This window comes from Cohnella soli, from assembly GCF_042655525.1.
In the GTDB taxonomy this organism is placed as follows: domain Bacteria; phylum Bacillota; class Bacilli; order Paenibacillales; family Paenibacillaceae; genus Cohnella; species Cohnella soli.
On sequence record NZ_JBHSMI010000023.1, the window covers coordinates 371,244 to 386,917 of the forward strand.

The 15,674-nt window shown below is 57.3% G+C and carries 12 protein-coding genes; 7 read left to right on the forward strand and 5 right to left on the reverse strand.

Annotation, left to right across the window (positions count from 1 at the left end; translation table 11 throughout):
* Window positions 1-152: 152 nt before the first annotated feature.
* Window positions 153-296, reverse strand: a complete 144-nt coding sequence (locus ACFPOF_RS12250) for a DUF4023 family protein (RefSeq protein WP_378132914.1) — start codon at window positions 294-296, stop codon at window positions 153-155.
* A gap of 33 nt (window positions 297-329) precedes the next feature.
* Window positions 330-2,315, reverse strand: a complete 1,986-nt coding sequence (locus ACFPOF_RS12255; protein WP_378132916.1) for a dihydroorotate dehydrogenase — start codon at window positions 2,313-2,315, stop codon at window positions 330-332.
* 151 nt (window positions 2,316-2,466) lie between these two features.
* Here ACFPOF_RS12255 and ACFPOF_RS12260 point away from each other — a divergent pair, with 151 nt between their 5' ends.
* Together ACFPOF_RS12260 and ACFPOF_RS12265 are read left to right on the forward strand one after the other, a co-directional pair.
* Window positions 2,467-3,657 carry a DUF3900 domain-containing protein gene (locus ACFPOF_RS12260; protein ID WP_378132918.1) on the forward strand — a complete coding sequence of 397 codons (1,191 nt, stop codon included), beginning with the start codon at window positions 2,467-2,469 and terminating at the stop codon, window positions 3,655-3,657.
* A gap of 208 nt (window positions 3,658-3,865) precedes the next feature.
* The gene (locus tag ACFPOF_RS12265) at window positions 3,866-6,130 is read left to right on the forward strand and encodes an alpha/beta hydrolase family protein (protein WP_378132920.1); all 2,265 of its coding nucleotides are present in this window, start codon (window positions 3,866-3,868) and stop codon (window positions 6,128-6,130) included.
* Window positions 6,131-6,593: 463 nt separating this feature from the next.
* Here the strand turns inward: ACFPOF_RS12265 and ACFPOF_RS12270 are convergent, their stop codons facing one another.
* The 3 genes from ACFPOF_RS12270 to ACFPOF_RS12280 all read right to left on the reverse strand — a co-directional run bounded on the left by ACFPOF_RS12270 (window position 6,594) and on the right by ACFPOF_RS12280 (window position 8,770).
* Window positions 6,594-7,517 carry a ketopantoate reductase family protein gene (locus ACFPOF_RS12270; protein WP_378132922.1) on the reverse strand — a complete coding sequence of 308 codons (924 nt, stop codon included), beginning with the start codon at window positions 7,515-7,517 and terminating at the stop codon, window positions 6,594-6,596.
* Window positions 7,518-7,638: 121 nt separating this feature from the next.
* Window positions 7,639-8,220: a hypothetical protein gene (locus ACFPOF_RS12275; RefSeq protein WP_378132924.1), complete on the reverse strand. Its 582-nt coding sequence runs from the start codon at window positions 8,218-8,220 to the stop codon at window positions 7,639-7,641.
* Between the two features lie 16 nt (window positions 8,221-8,236).
* Window positions 8,237-8,770 (reverse strand): hypothetical protein, encoded by a 534-nt coding sequence (locus ACFPOF_RS12280; RefSeq protein ID WP_378132926.1) that lies wholly within the window; start codon window positions 8,768-8,770, stop codon window positions 8,237-8,239.
* Window positions 8,771-8,934: 164 nt separating this feature from the next.
* Here ACFPOF_RS12280 and ACFPOF_RS12285 point away from each other — a divergent pair, with 164 nt between their 5' ends.
* The 5 genes from ACFPOF_RS12285 to ACFPOF_RS12305 all read left to right on the forward strand — a co-directional run bounded on the left by ACFPOF_RS12285 (window position 8,935) and on the right by ACFPOF_RS12305 (window position 15,466).
* Window positions 8,935-9,354: a DUF6385 domain-containing protein gene (locus ACFPOF_RS12285; RefSeq protein WP_378132928.1), complete on the forward strand. Its 420-nt coding sequence runs from the start codon at window positions 8,935-8,937 to the stop codon at window positions 9,352-9,354.
* A 49-nt stretch (window positions 9,355-9,403) separates the two neighbouring features.
* Window positions 9,404-10,258: a DUF6385 domain-containing protein gene (locus ACFPOF_RS12290; RefSeq protein ID WP_378132930.1), complete on the forward strand. Its 855-nt coding sequence runs from the start codon at window positions 9,404-9,406 to the stop codon at window positions 10,256-10,258.
* A 189-nt stretch (window positions 10,259-10,447) separates the two neighbouring features.
* On the forward strand, window positions 10,448-12,463 hold the full coding sequence (locus ACFPOF_RS12295) for a glycosyltransferase (protein WP_378132931.1): 2,016 nt from the start codon (window positions 10,448-10,450) through the stop codon (window positions 12,461-12,463).
* Window positions 12,456-14,291, forward strand: a complete 1,836-nt coding sequence (locus ACFPOF_RS12300; RefSeq protein ID WP_378132933.1) for a glycosyltransferase — start codon at window positions 12,456-12,458, stop codon at window positions 14,289-14,291. Before ACFPOF_RS12295 ends, ACFPOF_RS12300 begins: the two co-directional genes overlap by 8 nt.
* A complete protein-coding gene (locus ACFPOF_RS12305) occupies window positions 14,288-15,466 on the forward strand; it encodes a glycosyltransferase (protein ID WP_378132935.1) in 1,179 nt (392 codons plus the stop codon). The genes ACFPOF_RS12300 and ACFPOF_RS12305 overlap by 4 nt, the downstream gene beginning before the upstream one ends.
* Window positions 15,467-15,674 lie beyond the last annotated feature (208 nt).

A 15,674-nucleotide genomic window follows, 5' to 3' on the forward strand; every position in this document is an offset into this window, starting at 1 on the left:
TGTTCCAAGTGTTCCCGATAGTTTATTCGCAGCTTGGCCAAGCCGACTCGGCAGATGGAACGCGGTCCGTGCCATCCCGAGAGAAAACCCCCGCGACATTGATCATTGATCGCAGGGGTTTTCGTTTACCTGATCAAGAGTAAGCTCGGCTGCTACTTGTTCGTGCTATGCTGTTTACCCGGGAGCTTCTTGCCTGCATTCTCCCCACCGTTGCCGCGGCTCTGCCGATCTTTGTTGCGCTTGTCCTTCTGTTGCGTATCGTGCAGCTTCTCAACGAATTGATGCGTATCGTCCATAGGGTACTGGGCCTCCTGTCGTGCGGATCGTCATTACTTTCCCCGCGAAACCGGACGCTCATACGTATAAGCACTCTCTGGACGAGGATTCTGCATCATATACGGATAAAGCAGGATCAGTCCGATAACATAGAGCGCTGCCGCAAAATAAGCCGGAAGCAGGTGCACGAAGTCGGTGTACGCGATGCCGTAATGCACGCTAAGCCCGGCGACGAATGCGGGGGCGCCGCCCGCGAGCAACGTCCACCACAGCCAACGTTCCCCTTGCCGGATTCCCCATAACGAGACGGCGAGGAGCATGACGGCATCGGAGAACAAAGCGCCGCCGAACCCTGCCCGATCATGGGCGATAAGCGGAATCAAGTTCGGGTTCGCCGCCCGCAGCGTCTCCCTGGTCGTCTCCATGAACGTCAAATCTTGCGGCACGAACACTTGGGTCACGCCGACTGTCGCAATGACGAGGCCGCCCACGGCCAATGAAGCGCCTAAAGCGACGAAACAGAGCTGTCCCCACATCGCACGCTTCCAAGTAGGGTCATTGCGCAAGTTCACGGGACGGCGGAACGGCTGATCGGGATTGCGCCTCATCGCCAGCAGAAACATCGGAAACAGCACGATGGCTGCGAGCGCGTGCAGCGGATCGAAGAAGCCGTAGCCCAAGTAAAGAAAGAAGCTCGGAAAACCGACGGCGCCCGATATGAAAACGGCCGTTCTCGCCCAATGCTGTCCGTCCTTCAGGCCGTATTTAGCCAGCCGACTGTACAAAATGCCGATCGAGATCATCGTACCGGCAAGCGTAATCCGGTCATGGGACATGAAGTGAAGCAGATGTTCGTTCAGGCGAGAGAGCTCGTCGCGGGACATGGCGAGAAAATGTTCGTCGTAAGGCAGCACGACCGACGAAGCGGCGATCGCCCAAGCGAGAATGCCGCCGACGATCATGCCGAGGCCAAGCAGACGCATCCATCCCCAGTGTCGCCAAAAAGAAGGCGACTCCGGAGCGGGCTCCGCTTTGATGGTTTCGTAAATAATCGCTTCATTAATGCGTTTCGGTAACCCGGGTCCCGCGTAGACAAGGCCGCTACCAAGCAGCACATGGCTGGCGCCCGCCGCGAGCAAGTCGAGCGCGTCTTGCGGTTCGTGAACACCAGCACCGGCGACGATCGATTGATGTGGGAGAGCGCTCGCTTTCAACTGGCGGACGAGCGACAATGCGTAGGGCTTGCCGCTGCGGCCGATTTCTACTGCACGATCCGTCTCCTGTTGCGGGAGAGCCTCGCCTACGACAAAGCCGGCCCACACGGACAGATCGGCCTGCGACAGCAAGAAACTCACCTCTTCCGGAGGGTAATCGAGCGGGATACGCAATAACGCAGGATCACGGAAGTCGTCATCCAATCGGAGCCGGTGAATCATGGCACACATTCGCTCCAGTAAGCGAACATTAAGCGCGATGCCGCCCTGGGAATCGAGAATATCGACATGAAACCCGGTCGCATTGTTCGAACGAAGAGCGAGCATCAACATACGAAGCTGGTCAACCGCCTCATCTGTGCGAGCGGCAGGCATCGGCGACACCCGAAAGAATCGAGGCAGGCGATGGTCTGGTTCTGCGAATCTTTCCTGGACATGCATCAAACCCTCGTTCTCGTATTCGTCCGGATAAGAGAGAAGCTCTCCCTTCGTGTCGTTATGGATCGGTTTTCCGCCGCCAACGGGCTTTATTGTGACCGGACCGATTTCCATGAAGCCGAAGCCGAACTGGGCAAGTGCTCGGTGAGCGATGCCATTCGGGTCGACGCTGCCCGACAACCCGACCGGAGTGGCCGCAGGGACGTTCGCGATACTTGTTTCGAGCAAAGGGGACGGCTCCATATGACCAAGCGTCTTAATGAGAAGCGTACCCCCGGGAAGGCGGCTGACTCGGCGCATCGCCTTTAACGTCACATTGCGTGCGACACGGGAAGGCAGACGGAACAGCAAAGGGCGAAAAATCGTCTGATAAGACCAATCCGGCATGAGGGCAACCCCCGTTCCATTTTCAGGATGAGTATACCATATGAACGGAAGCTTTCGGAGGTTGTCGCGCCGGGACGAACCTGATAAGATGCGAATAGGTTTCAATCGATAGCGTCACGACATTCCGATTGCGGGAGGCCGAAGTTTCATCATGAAATTTGCCGTGCAATATTTATCTTTTTTCGTCATTCAGAACGAAGGCGCCGATCCGAACGGTCCCAAGAAATATAAGCATTATCAGACGCTAACGCACGAAGAGTATCAAGACAGCGAGTTGAAGGCGTTCCTCGACGGGGAATTCAAGCGGATCGCCAAGCGAAAAGCCGAGATCAACCCTATTTCCGAGCAGGTGCCGACGAAGATCGGGCGGTTTATCGTGGAGCCTGGATACGACTTGGACAGCAATCCGAATTTTAATCTATTCCAACGGCTCAGGATGGCGGAGAACAAGCAGGAATTCCATAACTTCGCCGACGACGTGCTGCGCATCTACATGGACACGAACTCCGTGCGGGGAGGAGCGTTCGTGCTGGCGACTGCCAAGCTGAACGAGCTGTTCGACGAACCGTTTCTATTCTTGTTCAAGTGCGACTTCGAGTCCAAAATCGCTCGCGTCTCGGACGAGCACAGCTTGATCTCCCAAGTCGAGATGGCGATTAATGCGAAGAACATCAAGTCGATCCAATATCCGCACATGCCTGAAGAAGGCATCATCGAACCGTGGGAGTTAAAAATTCACCAGGCGTCGCACGCGAGGTATTTTGAAGACTTCCTGAAGTACGTCAGCTATGAGAAATCGAAGCCGGAAATCGTCGCCGACCAGGTGATGGGGATGGTTCATCAGTATATGGAAGAAAAGTGGCAAGCGAGCGGGTCGGAATCTATCGCGGCGGCGATGGCGCTGTTCGATACGGCTGTCGGGGAAGACGCAGAGGAAGATGCGTATGCCGGTGCCCCTCAGGAAGTCCGGGCGATGCGGCAAGAGAAGCAACAGTTCGACGTATGGGCGGCCGGGGAGAAACGGGAGTTGCAGGAGAAGTGGACACACGACCATGTCATTGAGGCGACGAAGCAGATCGTCGAATTGCAGCCAGATCTGGAGCTGAAATTCCGGCTCGACGACATTCAGATTAAAGGCCACATGGACGATTACGGCAATAATATCCACATTGCGCGCTTGAATGGCAGGTACGTCGTCCTGATCGAAGGGGATGCGTTCCAGTTCGAGAAAGGCGTGTCGCCGATCGAGTTGCTGCATCCTGAAGAGATGACCGAGATGCTGCACCGCGTCGGCAACGGCGTGCGACGGGTTGCCCCGGGTGAAGCGCCGCCGCTTGATTGAGCGGGAGTAGATGCATAAGGAGTTGATGCGGGCGGCCTCCGGGCCGCTTTTTTCGTGTGAGGCGTGCATTTTGCTGGAATAACGTCGCCGTGCGCGGCTAAAGTTTTCGCTGGAAGCATCATGCGATTCGCGAAAACTTCGGAGTCACCCCGCGTCAGTCGGAAGAGGTATAATCGAGAGATAGCGGGCATGGCCGGAGGTGAACGTGATGAATGTGGAATACGAGCGGTCTGTTCAAAATCATCCTGGTCGATTCGCGCTCAAGCGACGACTGATAGCGACGTTCGAACGAGATAAGGGAGTCTGGCGAGTTGGTATCGTCGCCCTATGGCTGTTCGGTGGCGCAGCCGTTGCGCTAACGGCACTTGGTATGCCGACAGGATTGGGCGCGGCGATAGATATGACGGTGGGCGTCGTGCTGCATACGATTGCTTTCGTAGTTTCGTCGGCGATCGTGGGGGCATTGCTCCAACTCATCCGAGTTCGCGCGCCTCGTGCGACGATTGGCGCTTTCGTATACACGGGTGTGATCGCAGGGGCAATTCTCTATTATTCCGAATTTGGCTGGCAGGGGTCTACGATATACGCGACTGTCGCCTCGGTCGGCGTGCTCGGTCTCGGCCTTCTCGCGGGGGCGATCGCGCGTATGCCGCGCGTTCGAATCGCTGTGACAACGCTTGTGGCGCTTGCGATTGTGTTCGCGCTGACGGGGTTCCCGCGCCTAGGCGAACACTCGAACGACGATGCAGACGCGGACCGAGTCGACGACAAGGGCATCGTCCATACTTTGTCCTCATCGGTCGGTTCCGTGCCCGATCCATCACTGCCTGGCGAATATGCGGTGAGATCGTTGACGTATGGAAGCGGAACGGACAAGCGACGAGCGGAATTTGGTGAACAAGCGACGGAACGATCAGCCACCGTCGATGCCTCTGCTTTCATTAGCGATTGGACGTGGCAGCGCGAGAAATTTTGGGGGTTCGACGAGAAGGACCTGCCGTTAAACGGAAGAGTGTGGATGCCTGACGGTCCCGGACCGTATCCAATCGTGCTGATAGTACACGGAAATCACTTGATGGAGAAGTTTTCCGACACGGGATATGGCTATTTGGGGGAACTGCTCGCAAGCCAAGGCTTCATAGCGGTGTCGGTCGACGAGAATTTCTTTAATTACTCCGTATGGTCGGGCATTCCGAAGCGGGATATGGAACTGCGGGCATGGCTGCTGCTCCGGCACATCGGACAGCTTCAGCGTTTTGCCGCGGACCCCGGATCGATTTTTTACGGCAAAATCGACTTCGACCAAGTGGCCCTTCTCGGTCATTCGAGGGGCGGGCAAGCGGCGGCGATGGCGACCGACAGAGAAAGATGGTTTCCGGACGACAAGAGTCTTCCTTCGGCGGACAGCTACAAGGTGCAGGCTGTCGTCGAGCTCGCGCCTACGGACACGCTTGTCGGCGGCAAACAATCGGAGTTGAAAGACGTTTCTTATCTCACGCTGCAAGGCGCGAAAGATTCCGACATCGTCAATTTCTACGGAGATCGCCAGTATGGCAGAGTTACTTTTACGGGCGACGCTGCGGAGGATGAGGAGAATTTCAAAGCCTCCCTCTATATCGAAGACGCCAATCATAGCCAGTTCAACACGGCATGGGGCTGGTCGGACAATGCGATGCCGACGGCGCTTTTCATCCGTCCGAAAGGCTTGCTTGAGGCGGAGCAGCAACGGAAGATTGCCAAAGCTTACGTGTCGGCGTTTCTTCAAGCTGTGTTGAAGGACAATGAGACGTATGATCGTTTGTTACGGGATTATAGGGCGGGGCTTGAGTTTTTGCCGGGTACCCGCTATTTCAATCAATACGAAAACGGCGGTTTCCGGCGTCTCGCCGACTTCGGCGGTTCCGATCGGGAGCGGCTGTCTGACGGAGTGACCGCCGAAGCGTCGAACTTGTCGGACTGGCGCCATGTTGATGCACAAGATCGGCAAGGAGAGGGCAAAGAGGACGGCGGCGTCTTGCTCGCGTGGGAACGCGAAGGGCGGTATACCGTCAAGCTTGACGACACGAAGGCGGCTAGCATTGCGGACGATCCTGTTCTAGTGTTCTCGTTGGCGAATATGGCGGAAGATGTCTCGGATGAGACAGGGGCTACAGCGGATGAACCGCTGTCAATCGACGTCGAGGTACGGGATGAGCTTGGAAATGAAGTCAGGCTACCTTTGGACGAATTTATGGAAACGGAACCTCAGGCGGCGACAAGCTTCACGTGGCTTCCGGGCATGGAAGCGGTGCTTTCCGGCGGCAAGTTCAAAGATGCGGAAGAGGCAGTCTATCAGACGTATGAGCTGCCGTTGGCACGTTTCACGGAGGAGAACGGCGAGTTCGATCCGGAAGAGTGGTCGGAAGTGACCTTTGTTTTTAAGGAAGGTCCGGGCAAAGTGATGCTCGACGAACTGGGGTGGATGCCGGAGTAGGGTGGCAAAATTGTGTTGTGGATCGATTCAATGGTACGAGGGTGTGTCGGACCAAGGCTTTCGTACAACGGTTCGGCTGTAGCGATATTGTTCATCGTTACGCGCTGCTGACAGGAGTGTCGAGTGGGCTTTGCGATGTTTTTCATCGCTATCTGGGTCAAAACTCAACAATTTCACGTGGTGCATCGGCTGATACGATGATTTTCATCGTTACAATTTGTTGTAGGGTGGTTTGCGAGGCTGCAGTGATGTTTTTCATCGCTACAGATCGGGGAAATCAGCCGGGAGAGAGAAAATGCCGGGAAACCGGGCTTCAGCGCGAAGGCCCGACAACCCGACAACCCGACAACCCGACAACCCGACAACCCGACAACCCGACAACCCGACAACCCGACACTTCCACTAACCTGGCTCATCCCCCAATCCCACCAATCCGACAAACCTGAAAGACGCTGCTCCTTGGCTAGCTCCGTACCCGATCCCGCTCGTAAATATCGAGCCGCTGGAGGATGATTTCAAGCAGCGGTACCTCGCAGCCATGGCGGTGGGCGAGCTCGATCATATAGCCTTGCAGGTGAGCGGACTCCGTCGGGAGTCCGTTTTGCATATCGCGCAGCATCGAGCTTGTGCTGCCGGGGGACATGTTCGAGACGATCCGCAATTGCTTGTCCAACAGAGCGTGCCCCAGATGTCCGCCTGCGGCGGAGATAACAGCATTCGTCTCGGCGAAAGCGCGGCGGAATGTATCCAACCCTGCTCCGGCGTCCCGAATGTCGCCGACGGGGGCTTGGAATAGTGTCGTCAATCCGGATAGCACGTTGATGTAGGCGTATTTCTCCCACATGTCGGTTTCGATGTCTTCTTTTTCCGTGAAGAGCTGGATCTCAGACAATTGAATCCGTAGTTCAGAATAGTGTGCGTCATCGAAGGAACGGAATCTTCCGTATGTAAAAGATTCAAAAGGCGTCAGATGCTGCACCCGACCATCCCCATCCAGCGTTATTTCGATTCGAGCGACGCCTCCAAGCAGCGGCTGTCCCGGGAAGGCTTCGGCGAGCTTCTCCATATGCCGCATCCCGTTTAAATACGGCAAAATCGCCGTGCTTGTTGTCAAATACGGGGCCATATGCGCGAGCGCTTCGTCCAGGCCATAGGCTTTGGTCGCGATAATCGCCATGTCGAACGGACCGGCTGGTTCTCCCCAGGCGATGACGGGCGGACGTCCCGCGAAATCTCCGCTCGGACTTTGAATGATTAGCCCGTCGCGTTCTAGTTGCGCTTTCCGCTTGCCGCGCGCTAGCAAGGTGACGTCCGCTCCAGCTTCCAGCATTCGCGCGGCGACATAACCTCCGATCGCTCCAGCTCCGATTACCAATACTTTCATCATGCACGGCCCCTCTCCCAAGGTTCATTACCCCCATCATAGCGAAACAAAAAGCCGGCACGCAACCGCCGACCCCATATCTTATTTCGCATCTTATTCCGCCGATCATGCAAACATAGCAAGCTTATCCTTCCCACCAAGTGATGTTTGCGGTCGTGCTCAGCGTTCCCGCGACGGACAGGGAAGCGCTGAGAGAAACGATCAGCGTCTGGTTCGGGGGAACGACGATTTGTCCCGTCTGAACCGAAATGAATTGACCCGCGTTTACCGGCAGCGACATGAAGTCCGTTCCGCCTGAAGGCGCCGCACTCGAGGAACGAACGGTCATCGCACTCGTATTGGCACTAGCGAAGTTGCCGTTGACGGGGGTGACCGTTGAAGGTGAAGTTAGCGTGCCTCCTTTCAAGAAACTTAACGACGCGCTGAAGGAAGACAACAGGTTTAAAGTAACGCCCGTGCCCACGGCAACGGAGGATACATAAAGCGTCTTGCCGCTACCGTTCGGGTTGGCGATCTGCAGCGAAATAATGACGCTGCCGCCCAGTGCGCCCAGTGTCGAGGATGTCGTAGCCGTCGCGTTGTATTCGTTGCCGGAGCTGGCCGCGCCTGCATCCGGAGGCGCGACCGCTGCTGGAGATTGGTACGTATTCGTCGCGTGCGTATAGACCGGCTGGACGCTCGAGTCGAATACGGAATAGTTGGTCATTCGGCGACGCCTCCTTTCAATATTCCCACCAGGTCAAGTTGGCCGAAGCCGTTATCGCTCCGGTGCCGATCGTCAAGGACAGCGTCTGATTGGCAGTAACGACGATGCCTCCGTTAAACTTCAGTTCGTACATGCCTGCAGTGAGCGGCACGCTGGTGAAAGTCGTCGGTGTACCGGTTAAGTTGCCGGTATTTTGTTTGGCCGTGACAATGCTTGTGTTGGCGCTGCCGAAGTTGGCGTTAAACGGAGTCGGGGTCGTTCCGCCAGTAATTGTGCCATTCTTCTCTATCGTGATCGTCGCAGCTTCCGATACGCCTCCCATAACCCCGGAAATATAAACAGTTTTGCCGCTGCCGTTCGGATTCGTAATTTGCAGAAGAAGGCTGTTGCCTCCGCCGACGTTGACGCTTCCCGTCGTCAATATAAAGAAGGCGCCTGATTTCGCTGCATCGCCTCCTGGTGTGCCCTCGATCGCCGGGACGAGATAGGTGTTCGTCAACTGCGTATACAAGGGGTTGTTGGATTTGTTGAAAATCGTATAGTTCGTCATCGACTTGTCCCCTTTCGTGCGGAAGCTAAGTCTCCATACATGACAGTGTATGCGCATGGGACAACAACGAGGCTGTGCCGGTGTCATGCGAGCGAGGAAAAGGCGGGTGCCGTTTCGCATGATGAGGACGGCACATACATTATCGGAGATCGGGGGGTGATCCAGTGGGGAAAAGGACCGTATGTCGGCCGAAGCGCGGGAAACCGCGGCTAAGGAAACGAAAGCCGAAAACTTGCCGGATCCGCAGATCGCCCGCGCCGCCTCCCTTTTTTACCCAGAAACAAGTGCTCTCAATTGAAGCGAACGGTTCGATGCAGTACTCGCAGCCGATCGACGTTTCCAGGCAGTCCCTCTATACTTTCGGCATTGTAAATAAAGGAGACAAGGCGGTTGTCGCCCAGGTCGAGATCAGCCCGGACAGCGTGAATTACGCCAAAGATGCGGAAGAAATCATTCCGGGCGGTACAACGTTCGCTCTCGTTCCGATGCGCTTTTTACGTTTCGCGCGTATTTCCGTACGGACGGTCGATCCGACCGCGAAATCGCATGTCGATGTCTATTTTCAAGCTCAGGCTGCTGGTTAACGCATGTAGAAAATCGGGCCCGGGCGGGCCCGGGAGAGGAAGATGGCGCTTGCCTAACTTTTCGGTGTTTAATACGAACCCGGATCATTTGCGTACGTTGATTTTCGGACAAGACGCTACTGGGACGTCCCACGCGGTGGCGACGGATACGAGCGGCAACGTGCTGACGGTTATTATGGACGGTACGATCAGTCATCTGCAAGTATCGGCGGCTACGATTACCGGAGGAACGCTGACGAACTTGCTGAACGGTACGATCACAAGCGTCATGGGCGCGACGATCACCGCAGGAACGCTGACGAACTTGCTGAACGGTACGATCACAAGTGTCATGGGCGCGACGATTACAGCGGGTACATTGACGAACTTGCTGAACGGTACAATAACAAGCGTCATGGGTGCGACAATTACGGCGGGTACATTGTCGAACTTGCTGAACGGTACGATCACAAGCGTCATGGGCGCGACGATTACAGCGGGTACATTGACGAACTTGCTGAACGGTACGATCACAAGCGTCATGGGTGCGACAATTACGGCGGGTACGCTCAGCAGCGTGACGTCAATCTCGCAAAAAAGCTTCGTAGAAAGCCAGACGACGAACGTCATCACAGCGGACGCGTTCACTGCCATTCCGGCGGTGACGACAAGCGTGCTTGGCACTTACTCTTTCTTCGTCTACAACAAAGGACCGGGAACGAACAAAGTCGATGCCCGGGTTGAAGTGAGCGCCAACGGATCGAACTGGTTCGATGACGTGGACACGGTAACCGGCATCGCGGTCGGTTCGGTGGACGTGCTCGTTCCCCAGCGTTTTCTCAAATACACTCGGTTGTCCTATCGCTCAAGCGCAACGGGCAGCGCCACGACGATTGACGTCCTGTTTAACGCGCAGGGCACATGATGCGATGATGAAGAGGCTCCTTTCGGGGAGCTTCTTTTGTTGGATTTCACATCCGCCAATCCTCGTTCGGCTACAACCGGCTCAACTCACAGATTCGTATATTCGCACATATCGATACATATGACGGCTGCCGCATCCTTAAGGTGCCGAGAGCAAGCGCATGACTGCGCGAAAGGGTGTGAGATGGCGATGAGGCCGACAATCGGAGTTCATGTGATTGCGCGCAACGAGGAGGATCGATTGCCGAGATGTTTAAGTTCGGTGCGGTTCTGGGCGGATCGGATCGTTATCGTCGATACGGGATCAACGGATAGCACGCCGGAGATTGCGTTGGCGCATGGTGCGGAAGTTGTACGGTTCCAATGGACGGACGACTTCTCGGCAGCACGGAACGTTGCGTTGGCACATGCGACGACGGACTGGATACTGGCGATTGATGCGGATGAGGCGATCGTCGAGGGAGGGGAGAAGCTGCGGACATTCGTCGCAGAATTGGCAGATTCGGGGGCGGATTGCGCGACCGTCGAGATCGAACACCGGCTCGGAAGCAGGCTTGAGGATGCGATAACGAGTTATGCTGTGCGGCTGTTTCGCGGTGGCGAACGTTTTCGATACGAGGGGCGTGTCCATGAGCAGCTTGTGCGAGTTGAACGACCCACGGGGGATAGCGGTGATCGAGTGTCCCCGTTGCGTATGACGCATACGGGGTATTTGCCGGACGAATTAGCGCGGAAAAAAACGGCGGAGAGGAACGCGCGGCTGCTGGAACGGGAAATCGCCGAGCGGCCGGACGATCCGTTCGCCGCATATAACTTGGGCGTCTCTTTCGTTCAACGGGGCAAGCTCGAACAGGCTGTCGAATTCTTCGAGAAGGCTCTCGGAAGCTTGCAGGATGATGCGCCTTATGGGGCAACGCTTGCGCGTGACTGCGCGGAAACGATGCTCACGATCAGCTCGCGTGAACGGGCCGCCAGATTGCTTGAGTCCGCGTCGTCTCGCTATCCCGATTATCCTGACCTGCATCTGATGCTTGGGCGAATGCGCCGGGAAGAAGGGGATTGGGCGGGGGCAGTCCGGGCGTACGATGCGGCGTCGGCCTGCAATCATGATTGTATGCAGGCATACGTCTGTTTGGCGGGAGCGAACAGCTATCGACCGGAGACGGAGGCGGGCGATGTATGGCGGCTTCTCGGCGAGCCAGAGCGTGCGGCGGAACGGTACGCGGCCGCCCTCCGCGCGGAACCCGGCTACGGACCGGCTTGGCGAGGATGGACGGAAGCGCGCAGGGAGCAGGGGCTGCCATACGGGGAAATCGCCGAACGAATGGAGCGTGATTTGCTTCGGGGAAGCCATATTGAGGCGATACGGGAGGCGGCGAACGCGCTCGCAATCGCTGGCGGATTCGAGGAGGCGATCAAGCTGGCGAGAGCGGCTGATATTGGCGAGCCGCATAGGCTTATCGCTTGGTTAATCGCAGCAGGGAGGCTCGCGGAAGCTTCGGCAGAAACGCGAGCGGCATTTTCGGAAAAGCAAGGAGACTTGGCCGGTTCCGCCACGGGCGAAATCGCCGGACTTGGCCTGCTTGCCTTCTGGGGGCAAAGCTTGCCTGAGCCTGAGTGGTTGCTTGCCGATTACCCATTGGCGGAGCGTCAGGTCGTGGCCGCACTGTCTTGTGCGGCAAGAGGAGAATCGTTGCCCGGGCTGTTCGCCGCTGAAGAGCTGAAGGCACCTGCCGATGCGATTGGCGAGCTTGCGCTGGCATGCCGACTGCCGGATATCGCTTGCAGGCTTCTGCAGGCTGGCGGTTGGGGCGAGCTTGCGATTGCCCAAAGATTGTACCGACGCGGATACACGCGTCGGAGCGCGGAGATGCTGCTAAGTCTGCTCGGAAGCGGAGCGCTGGACGCCGATGGGCTGATCGTACTTGGCGAAATTCTCTATGCCAAAGGGCATTGCGACGCTGCGGCGGAGTTGTTCGAGCAAGCGCTAGAGCGGCAACCAGAGTTGGTGAAGGCGAGACTGGGAGCCGCCGCTTGTTATGTCCGGCTCGCGCACGAGGCGGCGGAATACGCGCTTTCGGGGAATCCCGGCAACGTTCGGCTGGCGAAGCAGCGCGAGCGTCTGCTGGCGAGCGAGAAGCGGATGGCGGGATTACCGTGGAGGACGGAATGGTCGGGCGCGGATAGGGGGAACGCAGATGGATGAAGCCGGCAAGGACAGCAAAGGGCCGCTCGTCACACTTTGCATGATCGTCAAAGATGAGGAAAGCATGCTCGCGTCCTGCTTATCGAGCGTCGCTGGAGCTGTGGATGAGATCGTTGTCGTCGACACCGGTTCAACCGACGGCACCGTCGCGATTGCGGAGCGTTATGGCGCATGCGTCATTCGACAGGCGTGGCAGAATGACTTCGCTGCCGCTCGCAACGCGGGAGTCGAGGCGGCGCGCGGCAAATGGATATTGTTCCTCGATGCGGACGAAGCGCTCGAAAGCTCACACATTGCGCAGCTTAGGGAATGGGCGATGGAAGACGGAGTTGAAGGCTTTTTTCTGCGGATTCGCAACTATGTCGGGGAGGGCGATCAGGGGGCGACCGTCAACCCGATTCTGAGATTGTTCCGCAACCGGCCGGAGCATCGTTTCCGCGGACGCATTCACGAGCAGATCGCCGCCTCGATCGTGGAACGGAACCCCACCGCTGCATTTCGCCTGACGGATATCGTCGTTCACCATTACGGCTACCGTAAAGTCCATGTCGATGCGAAAAACAAAGTGCGCCGAAACATGGAGCTGCTGGAAGAGGCGCTGCGGAGCGAGCCGGACAACGCATTTTATCGCTACAACATCGGTGTAGAGTATTTGCGGACCGGCAGACCTGCCGAAGCGCTCGTCCAGTTCACGGAGGCGGCGGGGCGAATCGACCCGGTCGCGACGAGTTACGCCCATCTGCTGCGCAAATACGAGATTCGTTGTCTTCAGGCGTTAGGCCGCTTGGAAGAAGCGCTCGAACGGGCGGAGGAGGCAAAAGCTCTCTATCCGGGTTATACCGACATGCTCCACTGCAAGGCCGCATCGGAAAAAGCGCTCGGTCGTCTCGGCGAGGCGGCGGCCACGTTGCTGGAGGCGATGAAAGCCGGCGAGTCCTCCCCGATCTATCATACCGAGGACGGCATCGGTACGTACGTGACGGCGTACGTGCTGGGAGAAGTTCAAGAAGAACGCGGGCAGTACGACGACGCTCTCTCATGGTATACGGAGGCGCTGAGCTACAGGGCGAGTTTGACGCCGCCGCTCTATCGGTCGTTCCAATTGCTTCGCGTCGTCGGTCGTGAAAAAGAGATTGTACCGCTTCTGAAGTCGGCTTACCGGATCAAGGAACCCGAAGCATGGGCGAAAATTGCTGCGATTTTGCTGCAAAGCCGCTGCGGACGGGCGGCGGCGGACCTGCTGCGGGAGAAGCCGACGAGACGGCTTCCGTCCAGCTTTCGCAGCTTGGCGGGCGCCGAAGCGGAACTGCAGCGAGGAAGGCTGTCTGAGGCACGCGTTCTTCTTCAGGCGCGTCCTGGCTCTCGGAAAAACCCGATTGCGGGTGCGCAGGCGTTGCCACTGGAGGCGTTCGCAGAGCAGCTTCGCTGGCTGGCGGGTGAACAGAAGGGAAGGTGGAGCGATCCGCTTGCGACTTTGTTGGCGGGGATGGATCGCGATGGATTGTTGTCGGAACAGCGGGACGGTGGACCTGAATCGCTCGGTAAACCGCCGACCGAATGGGCGCAATGGATGAGGCTGCTGGAAGGAAGCTTTGCGTGCGCCCGTCCGGATGCAGGCTTGCGTGTGCTGCGGGCGTGGCGGAGTGTGCTGCGTTCAGAGGCCGGCGAGCCGGGTGCCGACGCGACAGGGACGGACGCGCTTGTGCAAAGCTTGTCGGCGCTGGCGGATCGCCACTTGGAGAAAGCGAGCGAGGCGGCTTCAGGGCGTGAGATCAGGCCTGCTTTAATTGCAGCGCGGCTGACCCTTCCAAGGGAGGACGGCTTATGAGTGGTAACGGCAAAGCTGAATCCGATTTGTCTTTGTGTATGATCGTCAAAGACGAGGAGAGTTTTCTGGATGGCTGCCTGCGGTCTGTCTCGGGCATCGCGTCGGAGATCATCGTCGCCGATACGGGATCGTCGGATCGGTCGCGCGACATCGCGAGGGCGCGGGGAGCGACGCTCGTGTCCGTGCCTTGGCGCAATGACTTCGCTCAGGCGAGGAATGTGGCGCTTGCGCTTGCGACGTGCCGCTGGATTCTCGTTCTGGACGCCGACGAGGAGCTTGTCTGCGACAATATGTCTTCGATAGCTGCGCTATTGGAAGAGGCGGATAGAAGAGGCGTTATCGGGCTGAACTTGACGATCGTCAGCGGCGTTGGCTCCGGTGAGGAGCACGTGACCGATTCCGTCTGCCGCTTGTTCCGCAACGATCGTCGTATTCGTTTCTCCGGTATTCTTCACGAGGAAGTCGCTACTTCAATTCTGAAGCTGAAGCCGGACGGCATCGTGGGAGTAGGAAGGGGAGTTCATGTTCGTCATTACGGTTATTTGGATCGGGTCATCGCGGCCAAAGGCAAGAGCGAGCGCAATATGCGTTTGGCGGAGCGGGCGTCCCGGGAACAACCGGACAATCCTTTCTGGTCATACGCGCTCGGCACCGAATATTATCAGCGGGGCGAATACGCTGAGGCGCTTCGGCATTTCGCGGTATCGCGCCACCTCGTACAGCCGGGAGAAGGATACTTATCGGATCTGTTGCTCAAGATCGCTTTTGCTTGCCGCGAAACAGGCCTAGTCGGGGAAGCGATAGAGGCGGCGGACGAGGCGTTGCGAAGGTTTCCCGATTTCCCTGATGCACTTGAGCTGCGGGCGATGCTCGCGGAGGAGCAAGGCGATCCGACGCAGGCGCTTTCCTTGCTCGGGCGCGCCTTGGCGGCCGGGGACCGATCGGACCGCTATTCGTCTTGCTCGGGAGCGGGGACGTACCGAACGCTTCACTTGCTCGGCAACGTACTCGAACGGCTTGGCCGCCTGCCGGAGGCGGAGGACGCTTACGAGAGATCGCTGCTTGTCCGTCCGGGCTACGCGCCATCCCTCTCGCGATTGGACGCAATAAGGGAGGGCAGGTGCAAGCGAGTTCCGATCGTTCTACAGCAAAACCGCAGGGATAATGGGAGTTGAAAATGCTACTATGGATATTCCTGCAAAAGTGCAACCATTCCCGCCGGTAGAAGCACGTTTCCATGAATGCCTGCCAATGTACAGGCTTTTTATTGCTGATAAGGAAGAATGAGTTCTCTGACCGGGAAATAAATGCATTTTAGCAGGAATTCGCTCTATCAGAGCGATAATCGGAATCAAAAGATGTACAATTGCAGTTTTGACTTAC